The organism is Halopseudomonas pertucinogena, assembly GCF_014646575.1.
Lineage (GTDB): Bacteria > Pseudomonadota > Gammaproteobacteria > Pseudomonadales > Pseudomonadaceae > Halopseudomonas > Halopseudomonas pertucinogena.
This window is the reverse complement of sequence record NZ_BMNN01000005.1, coordinates 166,287-180,820: the sequence shown is the minus strand read 5'-3', so window position 1 is coordinate 180,820 and position 14,534 is coordinate 166,287. Positions and strand designations below refer to the sequence as shown.

16 protein-coding genes are annotated in these 14,534 nt (G+C 63.6%); 1 reads left to right on the top strand and 15 read right to left on the bottom strand.

All coding sequences use genetic code 11. The features are described 5' to 3' along the window. Positions 1–38 precede the first annotated feature (38 nt). Positions 39–947, top strand: a complete 909-nt coding sequence (locus IEW63_RS11775) for a LysR family transcriptional regulator (RefSeq protein ID WP_188636828.1) — start codon at positions 39–41, stop codon at positions 945–947. Between the two features lie 288 nt (positions 948–1,235). Here the strand turns inward: IEW63_RS11775 and IEW63_RS11770 are convergent, their stop codons facing one another. The 15 genes from IEW63_RS11770 to IEW63_RS11700 all read right to left on the bottom strand — a co-directional run bounded on the left by IEW63_RS11770 (position 1,236) and on the right by IEW63_RS11700 (position 14,499). Further along, complete coding sequence (locus IEW63_RS11770) at positions 1,236–2,018, bottom strand: iron ABC transporter ATP-binding protein (protein ID WP_188636827.1); 783 nt, start codon at positions 2,016–2,018, stop codon at positions 1,236–1,238. Next, positions 2,015–2,974: an iron chelate uptake ABC transporter family permease subunit gene (locus IEW63_RS11765; RefSeq protein WP_229710485.1), complete on the bottom strand. Its 960-nt coding sequence runs from the start codon at positions 2,972–2,974 to the stop codon at positions 2,015–2,017. The genes IEW63_RS11770 and IEW63_RS11765 overlap by 4 nt, the downstream gene beginning before the upstream one ends. Then, complete coding sequence (locus IEW63_RS11760; protein WP_188636825.1) at positions 2,971–3,981, bottom strand: iron chelate uptake ABC transporter family permease subunit; 1,011 nt, start codon at positions 3,979–3,981, stop codon at positions 2,971–2,973. Before IEW63_RS11760 ends, IEW63_RS11765 begins: the two co-directional genes overlap by 4 nt. Positions 3,982–4,086: 105 nt before the next feature. Then, positions 4,087–5,022, bottom strand: coding sequence for a siderophore ABC transporter substrate-binding protein (locus IEW63_RS11755; protein ID WP_229710483.1), 936 nt, complete (start codon positions 5,020–5,022; stop codon positions 4,087–4,089). A gap of 132 nt (positions 5,023–5,154) precedes the next feature. Next, entirely contained in the window at positions 5,155–5,730 is a 576-nt protein-coding gene (locus IEW63_RS11750) for a YceI family protein (RefSeq protein WP_188636824.1), read from the bottom strand. Further along, positions 5,727–6,311 (bottom strand): cytochrome b, encoded by a 585-nt coding sequence (locus IEW63_RS11745; RefSeq protein WP_188636823.1) that lies wholly within the window; start codon positions 6,309–6,311, stop codon positions 5,727–5,729. The genes IEW63_RS11750 and IEW63_RS11745 overlap by 4 nt, the downstream gene beginning before the upstream one ends. Positions 6,312–6,487: 176 nt before the next feature. After that, complete coding sequence (gene trpC / locus IEW63_RS11740; RefSeq protein WP_188636822.1) at positions 6,488–7,288, bottom strand: indole-3-glycerol phosphate synthase TrpC; 801 nt, start codon at positions 7,286–7,288, stop codon at positions 6,488–6,490. Beyond that, positions 7,285–8,334, bottom strand: coding sequence for an anthranilate phosphoribosyltransferase (gene trpD / locus IEW63_RS11735; protein ID WP_188636821.1), 1,050 nt, complete (start codon positions 8,332–8,334; stop codon positions 7,285–7,287). Before trpD ends, trpC begins: the two co-directional genes overlap by 4 nt. A 17-nt stretch (positions 8,335–8,351) precedes the next feature. Further along, a complete protein-coding gene (locus tag IEW63_RS11730; RefSeq protein ID WP_188636820.1) occupies positions 8,352–8,948 on the bottom strand; it encodes an anthranilate synthase component II in 597 nt (198 codons plus the stop codon). A gap of 9 nt (positions 8,949–8,957) precedes the next feature. Beyond that, positions 8,958–10,448: an anthranilate synthase component I gene (trpE, locus tag IEW63_RS11725; RefSeq protein ID WP_188636819.1), complete on the bottom strand. Its 1,491-nt coding sequence runs from the start codon at positions 10,446–10,448 to the stop codon at positions 8,958–8,960. A 173-nt stretch (positions 10,449–10,621) separates the two neighbouring features. After that, a complete protein-coding gene (locus tag IEW63_RS11720) occupies positions 10,622–11,293 on the bottom strand; it encodes a phosphoglycolate phosphatase (protein WP_188636818.1) in 672 nt (223 codons plus the stop codon). Position 11,294: 1 nt separating this feature from the next. Then, entirely contained in the window at positions 11,295–11,969 is a 675-nt protein-coding gene (rpe, locus tag IEW63_RS11715) for a ribulose-phosphate 3-epimerase (RefSeq protein WP_188636817.1), read from the bottom strand. Positions 11,970–12,038: 69 nt separating this feature from the next. Beyond that, entirely contained in the window at positions 12,039–12,809 is a 771-nt protein-coding gene (locus IEW63_RS11710) for a DnaJ domain-containing protein (RefSeq protein ID WP_188636816.1), read from the bottom strand. 1 nt (position 12,810) lies between these two features. Further along, positions 12,811–13,485 carry an N-acetylmuramate alpha-1-phosphate uridylyltransferase MurU gene (murU, locus tag IEW63_RS11705; RefSeq protein WP_188636815.1) on the bottom strand — a complete coding sequence of 225 codons (675 nt, stop codon included), beginning with the start codon at positions 13,483–13,485 and terminating at the stop codon, positions 12,811–12,813. A gap of 3 nt (positions 13,486–13,488) precedes the next feature. Beyond that, positions 13,489–14,499 carry an aminoglycoside phosphotransferase family protein gene (locus IEW63_RS11700; protein ID WP_188636814.1) on the bottom strand — a complete coding sequence of 337 codons (1,011 nt, stop codon included), beginning with the start codon at positions 14,497–14,499 and terminating at the stop codon, positions 13,489–13,491. Positions 14,500–14,534: the final 35 nt, after the last annotated feature.

Below are 14,534 nucleotides of genomic sequence, written 5' to 3'. Positions count from 1 at the left end.
AATTTGGAATTCCGAAAAATGAAAGCCAGGCAATATCCATGCGCCGCAAGATTCCCCCTACCCAGGCTCTGATCTGTTTCGAATCTGCCGCCAGGCATGAAAGTTTTACCCGTGCCGCCGAGGAACTGGCCATGACCCAGAGCGCCGTCTGCCGTCAGATCGCCAATCTGGAGCGTTTCCTCGACGTTGACCTGTTCCGACGCACCCGCAGAGGCGTGCGGCTTACCGAGGCCGGTCAGACCTACAGTCGGCGCATCGCTAACCGACTTGACGCAGTGGAGCGCGACACCCTTTCGCTGATGGGCAACAAGGGTAGCGCCACCCTGGAGCTGGCCACAGTACCAACCTTCGGCACCCAGTGGCTGCTGCCACGGATGGGCCAGTTCGTTGTGCAACATCCGCATGTCACGATCAACATGACCAACCGCACCAGGCCCTTCCTGTTTGCCGATACGGAGTTCGACGCGGCCATCTATTTCGGCGATGGTGACTGGTCGGGAACGGAAGTGCACTTCCTCATGACGGAGTCGCCGGTGCCGGTATGCAGCCCGCAGCTGCTCGGTGGCCGGCCGGGATTGACACCGGAGCAGATCAGCCAGCTGCCGCTGCTGCAGCAATCCACCCGGCCCTATGCCTGGCGCCAGTGGTTCGAATCATGCGACATGCGCATCGAGCATGACCTCAACGGTACCCGGCTGGAACTGTTCTCCATGCTCGCCCAGGCGGCCATGCACGGCATGGGGGTGGCATTGATACCGCCCTTTCTCATCCGCAGCGAGCTGGAAAGCGGCCGCCTGGTGATTGCCAACCCGCACAGCTTCGACAGCAGCAATGCGTACTATCTGGTGATCCCCGAGCGCAAGGCCGAGTCAGCCACCCTGCAGGGATTCAGGGACTGGGTAATCGAGGAGGCCAGAGCCTACGTTCAGAGCCGGACCGGCTCCTGATCGGAGCACCTGGAGGAGCGAGTTCCATCTCGCCCCTCCTCGCGCGGGCGGATACGCCACTGGCCGGGATGGAACCCGGCCCTCCAGGGGGAGTGCTTTCTGGGCTAGCCTGCCTTTGAGCGGAGCCCAATGCACAAGAATGGTTAAAAAGACCAGAAGTGGCTGGGAGGGGCGAGTTCCATCTCGCCCATCCTCGCGCGGGCGGATACGCCGCTGGCCGGGATGGAACCCGGCCCTTCCGGGGTGGGTTCCGCGATGGGCTTACGGGGTGGCTGGCCTGGCGCTGCGTTACACGGCTGATGCCGTGGCGGGCATGCGGAAATAGACGCAGATCCGCTGATCATTCACCTCATGCACCCGGATATCCATCTCGTACAGGTCGCGCAGCACCTCATCGCGGATGATCTCGGCGGGGGTGCCCTGATAGGCCGGTCTGCCCCGACGCATGGCGATGATATGGTCCGAATAGCAGGAAGCGAAGTTGATGTCATGCAGCACCACTACCACCGTCTTGCCCTTCTCGTCGGCGGCGCGGCGCAGCAGCTGCATCATGTCCACGGCAAAGCGCATGTCGATATTGTTCAGCGGCTCGTCCAGCAGCACATAATCGGTGTCCTGACACATCACCATGGCCACATAGGCGCGCTGGCGCTGCCCACCGGACAGCTCGTCGATTGGCCGGTCGCGGTATTCGTTGAGCTGCAGATAATCCATGGCCTCATCCACATGACGCAGATCCGCGGCGGTCAGCCGTCCCCCGGAATGGGGAAAGCGCCCGAAGGCCACCAGATCCCGCACGGTCAGGCGCAGGGAGGTCTGATTGTCCTGACGCAGAATGGATAAACGCTGGGCCAGCACATTGCCGGGCGTACGGGTCACATCCATACCATCAACCAGTACCGTGCCGGCACTCATCGGCGTCAGCCGGCTGATCATCGACAGCAGGGTCGACTTACCCGCCCCGTTGGGCCCGATGATGGAGGTGAAGCCGCCCCTGGGAATGGTCAGGCTGACATCGTCCACCACCAGGGTGTCGCCGTAGCGTTTGGATACTCCACGGGTTTCAATCATTGTCTTACTCCGCGCAACAGCAGCGCTATGAACAGCAATCCACCGGCCAGCTCGATCACCAGCGCCAGCGGCAGGGTTGAGGACAGCAGGTGTTCCAGCAGCACCTGACCACCGACCAGACAGATGATGCCCGCCAGCACACTGGCCGGCAGTGTCCAGCGGTGGCGCTGGGTACCGGTAAACCAGTAGGCCAGGTTGGCAATTAGCAGACCGAAGAACAGGGTCGGCCCGACCAGTACCGTGGCCACCGAGACCATGATGGCTACCACCGCCATGATGCCCAGTACTACCCGACCATGGGCCACGCCCAGGTTGATGGCGATGTCCCGGCCCAGCGACAGTACATCCAGATAGCGCCGCCAGCGCAGCAGCAACAGCCCGGCCAGCGCCAGACCCAACGAAGACGCCCAGAGCAGGGAGGTATTGACTCGATTGAAGCTGGCCTGACGTACGCCACTGCTGATGCCGAATTCGCTGGGGTCAAGCACCCGCGCGCCCAGTTCAGCCAGCTCCCGGAACAGCATGCCCGCCAGCATGCCCAGCAGGATCATCAGGTGCAGACTGCGCACCGAGCCGGAAAATAGCAGGCGGAACGCCAGCAGCGCCACCGCCACCATCACCAGTACCTGCACGGCAAAGCGCAGTGAAGGCGGCCAGGCCGCCAGCTCCGCGCCACCCCACACCAGCAGCACCAAGGTATTGACCAGCACGAAGAGCACATCGAAGCCCATCAGCGCCGGGGTCAGCAGGCGGCTGTGGGTAATGGTCTGGAACAGCACGGTGGAGACGCCAATGGCGCAGGCGGTCAGCAGCAATGCCAGCAGGCGGCTGCCCCGGTGTTCGAGGATGAAGACCCAGTCGGTCTGCACATTCAGCGTCATGAAGCCGATCACGCACAGCACCGCCACCACCGCCAGCAGCCCAACCCGGGCCGCCGGTTGACGCCAGAGGCTCATGACCATTTCGCCCTCCCATGCAGCAGCACTGCAAGGAACACCGCACAACCGGCGATCGACAGCAGATTGGAGGACGGCACTTCGTAGGGATGGATCAGCAGCCGACCGAGCAGGTCGGCGGCCAGCAACAGCGCCGCGCCCAGCAGCGCGACCATGGGCACCGCCCGGCGCAGATTGTCACCGGCCAGCAGCCGCACCAGGTTCGGCGCGACCAGCCCGATAAAGGGGATCACCCCCGCGGTGACCACCACGCTGCCGACGATCATGGATACCAGCGCCACGCCGATGGCCATCAGCAGCGCGTAGTTGACGCCAATGTTGGTGGCAAAGTCGCGGCCCATACCGATCACGGTAAACCGATCGGCCAGCAGCATGGCCGCCACGGTCAGCCCGGCGGCAATCCACAGCAACTCATAACGGCCACGCAGCACGGCGGAAAAATCCCCGCTGTTCCAGGCCCGCAGGGATTGGGACAGATCGAAGTGATGGGCAATCAGCCCGCTCCCCGCGTGAATCACCCCGGCAATCACCAGCCCGACCAGCGGTACGATCAGCGCCGAGCGCAGCGGCATGCGTTGCAGCACGCCGAGAAACAGCACAATACCGCCTGCGGCAAAGGCGCTGACTGTCAGAAAGCGTGCCCACAGCGGCAGCCCGTTCGGCAGCACGATCGCCAGTGCCAGCATCCCCAATGCGGCGGCCGCCATGGGCCCGGTAGTCGAGGTGTCGACCAGCCGGTTACGCGCCATCATCTGCAGTATCGCCCCGGCCACTGCCAGCGCCGCACCGGCGAGGATCAGCGCCAGGGTGCGGGGCAGGCGGCTGGCAAACAGGATCTTCGACACCCGGTCATCCGGGTCAGCGGTCAGTACGTTGAGAAGGTTCATGCGGCTGGCACCGACGTTCAGGCTGCACAGCCCGAGCACCACTACCAGTACCAGCAACAGAAACGGCCAGAGGGCGCTCCCCCGGGAGGCCCTCTGTAATGAAGCGATGGAATCAGTCATGCATCCTGCCTGAACAACCTGCGAACGGAACAGCGCGAACCCGAATCCGCCCTGGATTCCCGCTGTGCGGGAAAGGTATCAGCGCCGCCTTCAGAGAGGGGCTATTCAGCGCGCAGCAGCAGCGGAGAACACCTTGATCAGTTCATCAACGCTGCGCTGCATTACGCCGATACCGCTGTTATCCAGCAGGTACCAACTGGCCGGGTCCAGATAGACGATCTGGCCCTTGCTGCCAGCGCTGGTCGCGGCAACCAGTTCGTTGTCCATCAGCTCGGCAGCGGCGGTGCCCTCGCGGCCGATGGCAGCATCACGGTCCATGACGAACAGCCAGTCCGGATCGGCTTCCAGCAGGAACTCGAAGGAGACCGACTGACCATGGCGGCCGGCCTTCAGCTCATCCACCGCCTGCTCGACACCGAACACATCGTGAATCAGACCGAAGCGCGTACCCTTGCCGAAGGCAGCCATCTTGCCACCGGTGGTCAGAATCAGCAGACCATCGCCCTGCTCCCTGGTCAGCTGACGCAGCTCCGCGACCGACGCCTTCAGCTGGGCCACCAGCTCGGCCGCCCTGTCCTGCTTGCCGAAGATCTCCCCCAGCAGCAGGGTATTGCGCTCAACGCTGCCCAGCAGATCGTTCGGATCCGGTGTCAGGTCGATGGTGGTGCCGAAAGCTGACACTTCTTCATATTTGCCCTGGGCCCGCCGGCCGAGAATGATCAGCTCCGGCTGAGTGTTCTTCAGCACTTCCAGGTCCGGCTCGAACAGCGAGCCGGCACGAATGAACTGGCCATCGCGGTACTGTTTCAGCATCTCAGGCGGGTTGGAGGAAGGGATACCTGCCACGGTCACGCCCAGCTGAGCCAGGGTGTCCAGTGTCGACCAATCCAGCACCACGACCTTCTGCGGCTGCACGGCCACCTCGGTCTGGCCGCTGGAATGCGCGATGGTCACGCTCTCAGCCTGAACGGCAGCGGCGCCCAGCATCATGCTCAGACACACGCAGGACACTGCGGCATAACGGGATACGGCTGACAGCATGACAACTCCTGAAAAGACGATGAGTGAGAATAGTTATTGTTTGCGATGCTATCAGAGCGAATCGCCAGGAGGCAATCGGCAGGCATGAAAAAAGCGAGCCGGAGCTCGCTTTTTTGCCATCGCGGCAACGTCTTACTTGCGGACGCCTTCGATGGTCAGGTCCAGCTCGACCACAGCAGAAGCCGGCCCGAGGTCCATGGAAACATCGTAGTCTGCCAGCTTGATGCTGGTAGTGCCGACAAACCCGGCGCGATAGCCGCCCCAGGGGTCCTCGCCTTCACCGATGAAGCGGGCGTCGATCACCACCGGCCTGGTCACACCGTTGAAGGTAAAGTCGCCAGTGACCTTCGCAGTGTCCTCACCGGTCACTTCCACGCCGGTGGAAACAAAGGTCGCCTGCGGGTGCTTGTCCACGTTGAGGAAGTCTGCGCTGCGCAGATGCTTGTCACGCTCGGCATGGTTGGAATCGATACTGGCGGTGTTGATGACCACCTCGACCCTGCTCTCTTCCGGCTTGTCGGCATCCCAGCTGAAGGAACCGTCAAAGTCGTTGAAGCGGCCGTGCAGCATGCTGAAGCCCATATGCCCGGTCTTGAAGTTGATGAAGGCGTGCTGGCCTTCCTTGTCGATTGCATAGTCAGCGGCGAACAGCGAACCGGAAACGGCCATCAAACCACCCAGCGCGATACCGGAAATGATCTTTTTCATGCTTGCTTCTCCTTTGAAGAGTTCAGTTGTCGCGACCGCAGACCGAGCATACGGCGCAGCGTGTCATCACGGTCGATGAAGTGGTGTTTCAACGCACCCAGTGCATGCAATGCAGCCAGCCCCAGCACCAGGATCGCAGCCCAGTAGTGAACGGCTCCGGCCCGGTCCGCCTGAGCGGGGAGCCCGGTCAACGTGGCCGGCACCTCAAACCAGCCGAAGAAGCTGATCCCCTGCCCTGTGGCCGTGGAGATCAGGTAACCGCTGATTACGATCACGAACAGCAGGAAATACAGCAATCCGTGGACCAGCGCCGCCAGGTTAAGCTCCCAGCGCCTGTGGTTGGGTAGTTGGCCCGGGCGTGGGTTGAAGCAACGCCAGAACATTCGCAACAGCAGCACGGCGAACAACGCCAGTCCTACACTCCGGTGCCAGAAAGGCGCGCTGCGGTACCAGGGGCTGTAATAACTCAGATCCACCATCCACAGACCCAGGATGGCGAGCCCGATCACCGTCAACGCGACCAGCCAGTGCAGCGCGATCGCCACCAGGCCATAGCCGCTGCGCGTATTTTTCCACTGCATTGAGGCGCTCCTTGTCAGTTGGTGCGGCCATCATACATCTGATATCAGACACTAAAAGCGCAAATAATGGCTCATATTGATCAGTAAAACAGATGTTTTCGAGCGGAAAGGGCGGAACAAGTCAGAAATGGGGGCACGGCTGACACCCACGACGGGTGTCAGCTCTGCCGCAGCGGTCAGCTGGGGAAGAACAGCCGCTTGAGCTCGGCACCCGGGTCAGGCGCACGCATGAAAGCCTCACCGACCAGGAAGCTGTAGACGCCGTTGTCCAGCATCAGCTCCACATCGGCGCGGCTGAGGATACCGCTTTCGGTAACGGCCAGACGGTCGGCAGGTATCTTCTCCAGCAGATCGAGGGTGGTATCCAGCGATACCTCGAAATCGTGGAGGTTCCGGTTGTTGATGCCGACCAGCGGTGTATCCAGCTGCAGGGCACGATCCAGCTCGGCGCGGTCATGCACCTCCACCAGCACATCCATTCCATGCTCAATCGCGGTGGCGTTCAGCTCCGCCATCTGCCCGTCTGCCAGCGAAGCCACGATCAGCAGCACGCAGTCGGCTCCCATGGCCCGGGCTTCGACTACCTGATAAGGATCCACCAGAAAATCCTTGCGGATCACCGGCAGGTTACAGGCGGCGCGGGCCTGTTGGAGATAGGCCGGGCTGCCCTGGAAGAAATCGATGTCCGTGAGCACCGAGAGGCAGGCGGCGCCACCCTGCTGATAACTGACGGCGATCTCGGCCGGATTGAAGTTCTCGCGAATGACGCCCTTGCTCGGCGAGGCCTTCTTCACCTCGGCAATCACCGCCGGGGTCTTCGCCTCGGCACGCTGGCGCAGCGCCTGGGCAAAGCCACGGACCGGACCGGCCTGAGCGGCCAGCCGTTGCAGTTCATCCAGACTCGTCCGGGCACGGTTTTCCTTCACTTCTTCGTACTTGCGGGCAACGATATTTTCCAGAATGGTTGGCAGGCTCATTTCTGCTGCGCCTCCTCGCGAAAGATTTCGGTGAACGAGGCGAGCTCGGCCATCTTTTCCCGGGCCATGCCGGAATACAACGCATCGGATGCCAGCTCCACGCCCTCCTTCAGGGTGGAGGCGACGTCGGCCGCGTAGAGCGCAGCGCCGGCGTTGAGGATGATCATGTCCGCAGCCTTTTCGCCATTCTCGGTCTCACGCTTGCCGAGCGCATCGCGAATCAGCTTCAGCGAAGCCTCGGGGCCGTCCACGGTGAGGCCGATCAGGCTGCGGCTCTTGATTCCCAGATCCTCCGGGCTGACTTCATACTCGGTGACCTTGCCGTCCCTGAGTTCAGCGATGTGCGTGGGGGACGCCAGGCTGATCTCATCCAGGCCATCGCGCGAGTGCACGATGAGCACATGTTCACTGCCCAGGCGGCCCATCACCTCGGCCATCGGCCGGCACAGCGCCTGGCTGAACACACCGATCACCTGGTGCTTGACCCCGGCCGGGTTGGTCATCGGCCCGAGCATGTTGAACAGCGTCCGCATGCCCAGTTCGCGGCGGGGGCCGACTGCGTGCTTCATCGCCCCATGGTGCGCAGGTGCAAACATGAAGCCGACGCCTACATGCTCGACACACCGTGCCACCTGCTCGGGGGTCAGGTCGAGATTGATGCCGGCCGCTTCCAGCAGGTCGGCGCTTCCGCTCTTGCCGGATACCGCCCGGTTGCCGTGCTTGGCAACCTGGCCGCCGGCCGCTGCCACGACAAAAGCCGCCGCAGAGGACACGTTGAAGATGTTCGCACCATCACCGCCGGTGCCGCAGGTATCGACCAGGTGATCACCCGGAATGGCCACGCTGGACGCCAGCTCGCGCATGGCCAGGGCCGCGCCGGTAATCTCGTCCAGGCTTTCGCTCTTCATGCGCAGCGCGACCAGCATGCCGCCGATCTGCGCATCGGTGCACTGGCCGGTCATGATCTGCCGCATCACGTCCTGCATCTCTTCGGTGGACAGGTCGATATGGCTGACGACCCGTGCCAGTGCTGTGGTGATATCCATTTAGTCTCTCCTGATCTTCAGCTGCGCATTCCGCCCTGCTGTTTGAGAAAGTTGGCCAGTAGTTCATGGCCCTGTTCGCTGAGGATGGACTCGGGGTGAAACTGCACCCCCTCGATCATGTACTGGCGATGGCGCAGGCCCATGATCTCGTCCATCGAGCCGTCGGCATGCTGCGTCCAGGCGGTGATTTCCAGGCAATCCGGCAGGCTGTCCCGACTGACCACCAGCGAATGGTAGCGGGTGACAGTGAGGGGGTTGGCCAGCCCGCGGAAAACGCCCTCTTCCCGGTGGTGCACCGGGCTGGTCTTGCCATGCATCGCCTGACGGGCGCGGATCACCTCACCGCCAAAGGCCTGGCCGATGCTCTGGTGGCCCAGGCACACTCCAAGGATCGGCAGCTTGCCGGCGAAGTGCTGCAGCACCTCGACCGACACGCCGGCTTCACTGGGCGTGCAGGGGCCTGGCGATATGACGATGCGCTCGGGCCGCAGCGCGGCGATCTCGTCCACGGTCAGTTCGTCGTTGCGCACCACCTTGATCTCGGCTCCCAGCTCGCCGAAATACTGCACCAGATTCCAGGTGAAGGAATCGTAGTTGTCGATCATCAGTAACATGACGCTCCCTCACTCCATGGTCTGTTCGGCAAGCGCCACCGCACGGAACATGGCACGTCGCTTGCTTATGGTCTCTTCCCACTCGGTCTCAGGAACCGAATCGGCGACGATGCCGGCACCGGCCTGAACGTGCAGCTCGCCGTGCTTGATCACTGCGGTACGGATGGCGATGGCGGTGTCCATGTTGCCATTCCATGCCCAGTAACCGACGGCCCCACCATAGACGCCGCGCTTGACCGGCTCCAGCTCGTCGATGATCTCCATGGCACGGATCTTCGGCGCACCGGAGAGCGTACCCGCCGGCAGGATCGCCCGCAGCGCATCCATCGCCGTCAGCTCAGGGCGCAGGCGCCCCTGCACATTGGACACGATATGCATCACGTTGGAGTAGCGCTCGATGACCATCTGCTCGGTCACCTGCACCCGGCCGATCTCGGCGACCCGACCAACGTCGTTGCGCCCCAGGTCGATCAGCATCAGGTGCTCGGCAAGCTCCTTTGCATCGGACAGCAGGTCCCGCTCCAGCGCCAGGTCTTCCTCTTCGGTGGCGCCACGGGGACGGGTTCCGGCGATGGGCCGCACCGTCACCTCGCCGTCCTCCACCCGGACCAGCACTTCGGGGGAACTGCCTACCACATGGAAATCATCGAAGTTGAAGAAATAGAGGTAGGGCGTGGGGTTCTGGCTGCGCAGGGCGCGATAGAGATCGATGGGGGCGGCGGTGAAATCGATGCTCATGCGTTGCGAGGGCACCACCTGCATGCAGTCACCGGCGAGGATGTAGTCCTTGATCCGCCTGACCGCTTCCTGATAGTTCTCGCGGGTGAAACTGGCACGGTATTCCGGCTCGCGCCCGGCAGCGCCGGCGAGATTCAGCCCGGGGCGCGGCGTGAAGGGGGCGGATAGGCGCCCCAGCAGATCATCCAGCCGCTGATTGGCCTGCTCCCACGCGGTGCCCGCGGCAATACCAGCGGCGGTGTCCGCCAGCACGATGACGTGCAGCTTGCCCGCCAGGTTGTCGAATACCACCACCTCGTCGGACACCATCAACAGGATGTCCGGATTGCCCAGCGGGTCGGGATTGGGTGACCGGCTCAGGCGAGGCTCGACGTAGCGCACACAGTCGTAGCCGAAATACCCCACCAGCCCACCGTTGAAGCGCGGCAGACCGGGCACATCCGGCACCCGGTAACGGGCCTTGAACTGCTCTACAAAGGCCAGCGGATCCTCGCACTCATGGGACTCGGTCTCGACCCCGTCCACCTGCACGCTGGCGGTGTGGCCATGGACCTTCAACAGCGTGCGCGCCGGCAGGCCGATGATCGAGTAACGCCCCCACTTCTCGCCTCCCTGTACCGACTCCAGCAGATAGGAATAAGGCGCATCCGCCAGTTTCAGATAGATGGACAGCGGGGTATCCATATCCGCCAGCACCTCACGGACTACGGGTACGCGGTTATGATCCTGGGCGGCCAGGCGGAGAAATTCTTCTTGGGTCATGATCAGCCTCACGGGCGGGTAGTTGTCACACACAAACCGAGGGCCTGCGCAGACGGCAGGCAGGAGAATTTCAGGTACGCCAACGCCAGCGGGCGAGCGCCTTCATCATTCCCATCAGTATGCGGTTGCTGACAAACACGGGCTGATCCATCGATTGAAGTAACTGTTCAAGACTATATGAGCGCATCGAGTGAATCAACCAGCAGGTCCGGCTGCTCTTCTTCGATGGGCCGGCCATGGTTGTAGCCGTAGCTGACCGCTACCACCTTCACACCGGCGGCCCTGGCCGCTTGCACATCGTTGCGCGAATCACCGACGAACAGGCTGTGCTGCGGGGCGACCCCAGCCTCCTGCATCACCCGAATCAGGCCGGCGGGGTCCGGCTTCTTCACCGGCAGAGTGTCGCCACCGATGATCCAGTCGAAGCTCCCCAGCCCCTTTTCTTCCAGCAGCGGAGCGACAAAGCGCTCCGGCTTGTTGGTGATCACTGCCAGCCTGACGCTGCGGCTGCGCAGCCATTGCAGCAGCTCGCTCACGCCGGGATACACGGTGGTGGCGTCGTGGCTGCCATCGTATGCCCGGAGAAAGTCCTGCAGTGCGAGCGCGGCCTCGTCGTCATCCACCCCTTCGTGTTCGATCGAACCCGCCAGCGCCCGGCGCACCAGCATGGGCGAGCCATTGCCGACCCATTCACGCACCCGCTCGACGCCTGCGGGCGGCCTGCCCCGCATTGCCAGCATCTGGTCAACCGCTGCCGCGAGGTCCGGCACCGAATCAATCAGCGTGCCATCCAGGTCGAACATCACCAGCTGCGGCAGCCCGCCGCCGAACAGCGTTGCAAGCATGTCAGCGGCTGACCTGGGCGAGCTCGGCGCGCATCTGGTCGATCACCGCCCTATAGTCCGGCGCATTGAAAATCGCCGAACCGGCAACAAAGGTATCGGCCCCGGCCTGGGCAATCTCGCGGATGTTCTGCGTATTGATGCCGCCGTCCACCTCCAGACGGATGTCGCGGCCGCTGGCGTCGATCAACGCCCGGGCTTCGCGTACCTTGTCCAGCGTGGCGGGGATGAATTTCTGCCCGCCGAAACCGGGATTCACGCTCATCAGCAGGATCATGTCGACCTTGTCCATCACATACTTCAGCGCATCCAGCGAGCTGGCGGGGTTGAATACCAGACCGGCTCTGGCACCACCGGACTTGATCAGCTGCAGCGAGCGGTCGACGTGATCACTGGCCTCGGGGTGGAAAGTGATATAGGAAGCGCCCGCCTCGAGAAAGTCGCCGATGAGTCGATCCACCGGGCGCACCATCAGATGCACATCGATCGGCGCCGTCACGCCATACTTGCGCAGCGCCGCGCAGACCATCGGACCTATGGTGAGGTTGGGGACATAGTGGTTGTCCATTACATCGAAATGGACGATATCGGCACCTGCCTCCAGCACCCGGTCGACCTCCTCACCCAGGCGAGCGAAATCGGCGGACAGGATGGAGGGGGCAATAGCGTAATCAGGCATGACAGACCTCAGGGGGATGATCGGAACCTGCTCATTCTAACCCGCTGGAGCCCTGCTGTGGGACCGCGGTCAGCGAATGCCGTGGTAGCGGCGCAGCCGCTCGTAGGCCTGCTGGATCTGATGAACCCGCTCGCTGGCGGTGGCCAGCTCGGCCGGGCTGGCTCCGGAGGCCACCAGCTTGTCCGGATGATAGCGGCTGAGCATGCGCCGGTAGGCCCGCTTGATCTGTTCCGGGCTGCTGTTCAGCTCCACACCGAGCAGGGTCGCCGCCTGCTGCAGTCTGCTGGTGGTCGGGACCGCAGCCGAGCCGCTGGCGGGGCGCCGCTGGTGACGCTGGCGCAGCCGCTGCTGCTCGGCCCTGCCCAGGCCGGCCCATTGGGCCCACTTTTCCAGCAGCTGCAGGGCCTCGCCATGGCGTGGCTGTACCAATGCCATGCGCCAGCACCCATCCAGCAGCTCGGCGCTGCGCTGCGGCTGCTGGCGGAACACTCGGCGAAGGCGTCGCTCCATGGCGGCACCAGACGCCTTGCCGGTATTGAAGTCAGCCATCGCCGCCAGCCGCTGCCCCTCGTTCAACCGATACTGCTGCATCAGTTCACGCGCCAGCTGAAGATGCTGCTCGGTGACCCGACCGTCCGCCTTGGCCACCCGGCCCAGGCACTGGAACAACATCTGCTCGAAGCCGGGGCGCATTCCCAGCCGCAACAGCAGATCGGACCATCGCGCCAGCCGCCAGTGCCGATCCAGCGCGTGACCCAGTACGCCGCCGAGGATGGCCGTCGGCACGCCGGCAATGAAGCCACCAAGCACCACACCGAGGAGGGTCAGCGGCCAGACCATGTCAGCCCCGCTCGGCCTGGATGCTGGCCTGCTGCAGGCGCTCCGGGGTGCCCACATCGATCCACTGCCCGGCGTGGATCTCACCGCTGACCAAACCCTGGTCAGCCGCCGTCCGCAGCAGGGGTGCCAGCGGCCGCGGCCCCCCGGGGAGCCCTTCGAAAAGAATCGGGGACAGAACCGATATGCCGCTGAAGGTCTGCGCCCGGCCCCGCTCGTCGTCGGTGGGATTGCTCACTGCGCCACCTTCCAGCAGGAAGTCGCCGCCCTGCTTGAACGGCGGGTTGGGCACCAGAACGAGATGGGCAAGCTTGCCCGGGGGCAGCCGCAGGTCGGCAAAGTCGACGTCGCACCAGATGTCGCCGTTGACCAGCAGAAAGGGCTCGGAGCCAAGTAATGGCAAAGCGCGGACAATGCCGCCAGCCGTTTCCAGCGGCTGCTCCTCGGCTGACCAGCTGATGCACACGTCCAGCGCCGAGCCGTCACCGAAGGCTTCCTCGAGCTGCTCGCCCAGCCAGGCGTGATTGATCACCAACTGGTCGATACCGGCCCTGCGCAGCGCTTCGATATGCCACTGGATCAGCGGCTTGCCGGCCACCGGCAACAACGGCTTGGGTGTATGCAGGGTCAGCGGTCGCATCCGCTCGCCCTTGCCGGCAGCGAGGATCATGGCTTTCATGGCCTACAGCTCCAGCCCGTCGAGCAGCCGTTGCAACGGCGCCAGTCGCGCCTCTCGCTCGCAGGCATCACGCAGGTAACCGATGAAGCGCGGAGCGTCTTCCAGGTAGCGTGGCTTGCCGTCGCGATAGCGGATACGGGCGAAGATGCCCAGCACCTTGAGGTGGCGCTGCACGCCCATCAACCGCGACTGGCTGATGAATGTCTGGAAGTCATCGGGCACCGGCACACCGGCGGCCAGTGCCGCTTCCCAATAACGCCTGACCCATGCCTCCCGCTGCTCGACGGGCAGATTGAAGAAGGCGTCGGCAAACAGGGAGGTCACGTCGTAACTGACGGGCCCGTACAGTGCGTCCTGGAAGTCCAGCACCCCCGGCTCCCCCGCCGAGGTCATCAGGTTGCGCGGCATGTAGTCCCGGTGAACGAACACCTGGCCCTCGGCCAGATGGCTCGCCAGAAGTACGCGGCAGAGAGCATCCCAATCCTCCTGTTCCGCCGCACTGAATCGGCGTTGCAGGTGCTCACCGACGTACCAGTCGGGAAACAGCTGCAGCTCGCGACGCAGCACCGCCTCGTCATACTCCGGCAGTACCCCGGGCCGACTGCGGGCCTGCCAGCGCACCAGCACCTCGATGGCCCCGGTGAACATGTGCTCGAACTGCTCTGCACTGATGCCGTCCTGGATACTCTCCAGATAGGTGCGCGCACCGAGATCCTCCATCAGCAGGAAACCCTGGTCCGGATCGGCTGCGAGGATCTCCGGTGTGTGCACACCGGCCTCGGCCAGCAGCTCGCCTATGCGCAGGAAGGGGCGCACGTCTTCCTGGGGCGGCGGCGCATCCATGATGATCAGGCTGCGCTCGCCATCGGACCAGCGGAAGTAGCGCCGGAAGCTGGCGTCCGTACTGGCGGGCAGCAGGCGCGCGCTGCGCACTTCTCCCCATCCCTTCTGCCGGTGAGCCCGGGCCAGGGCCGACGGCAGCCAGTCCTGCAACAGTTGCTGTCTCGCATCCATCAATTCGGTTCCTCGATGCCTTGGTGCCAGCGCTG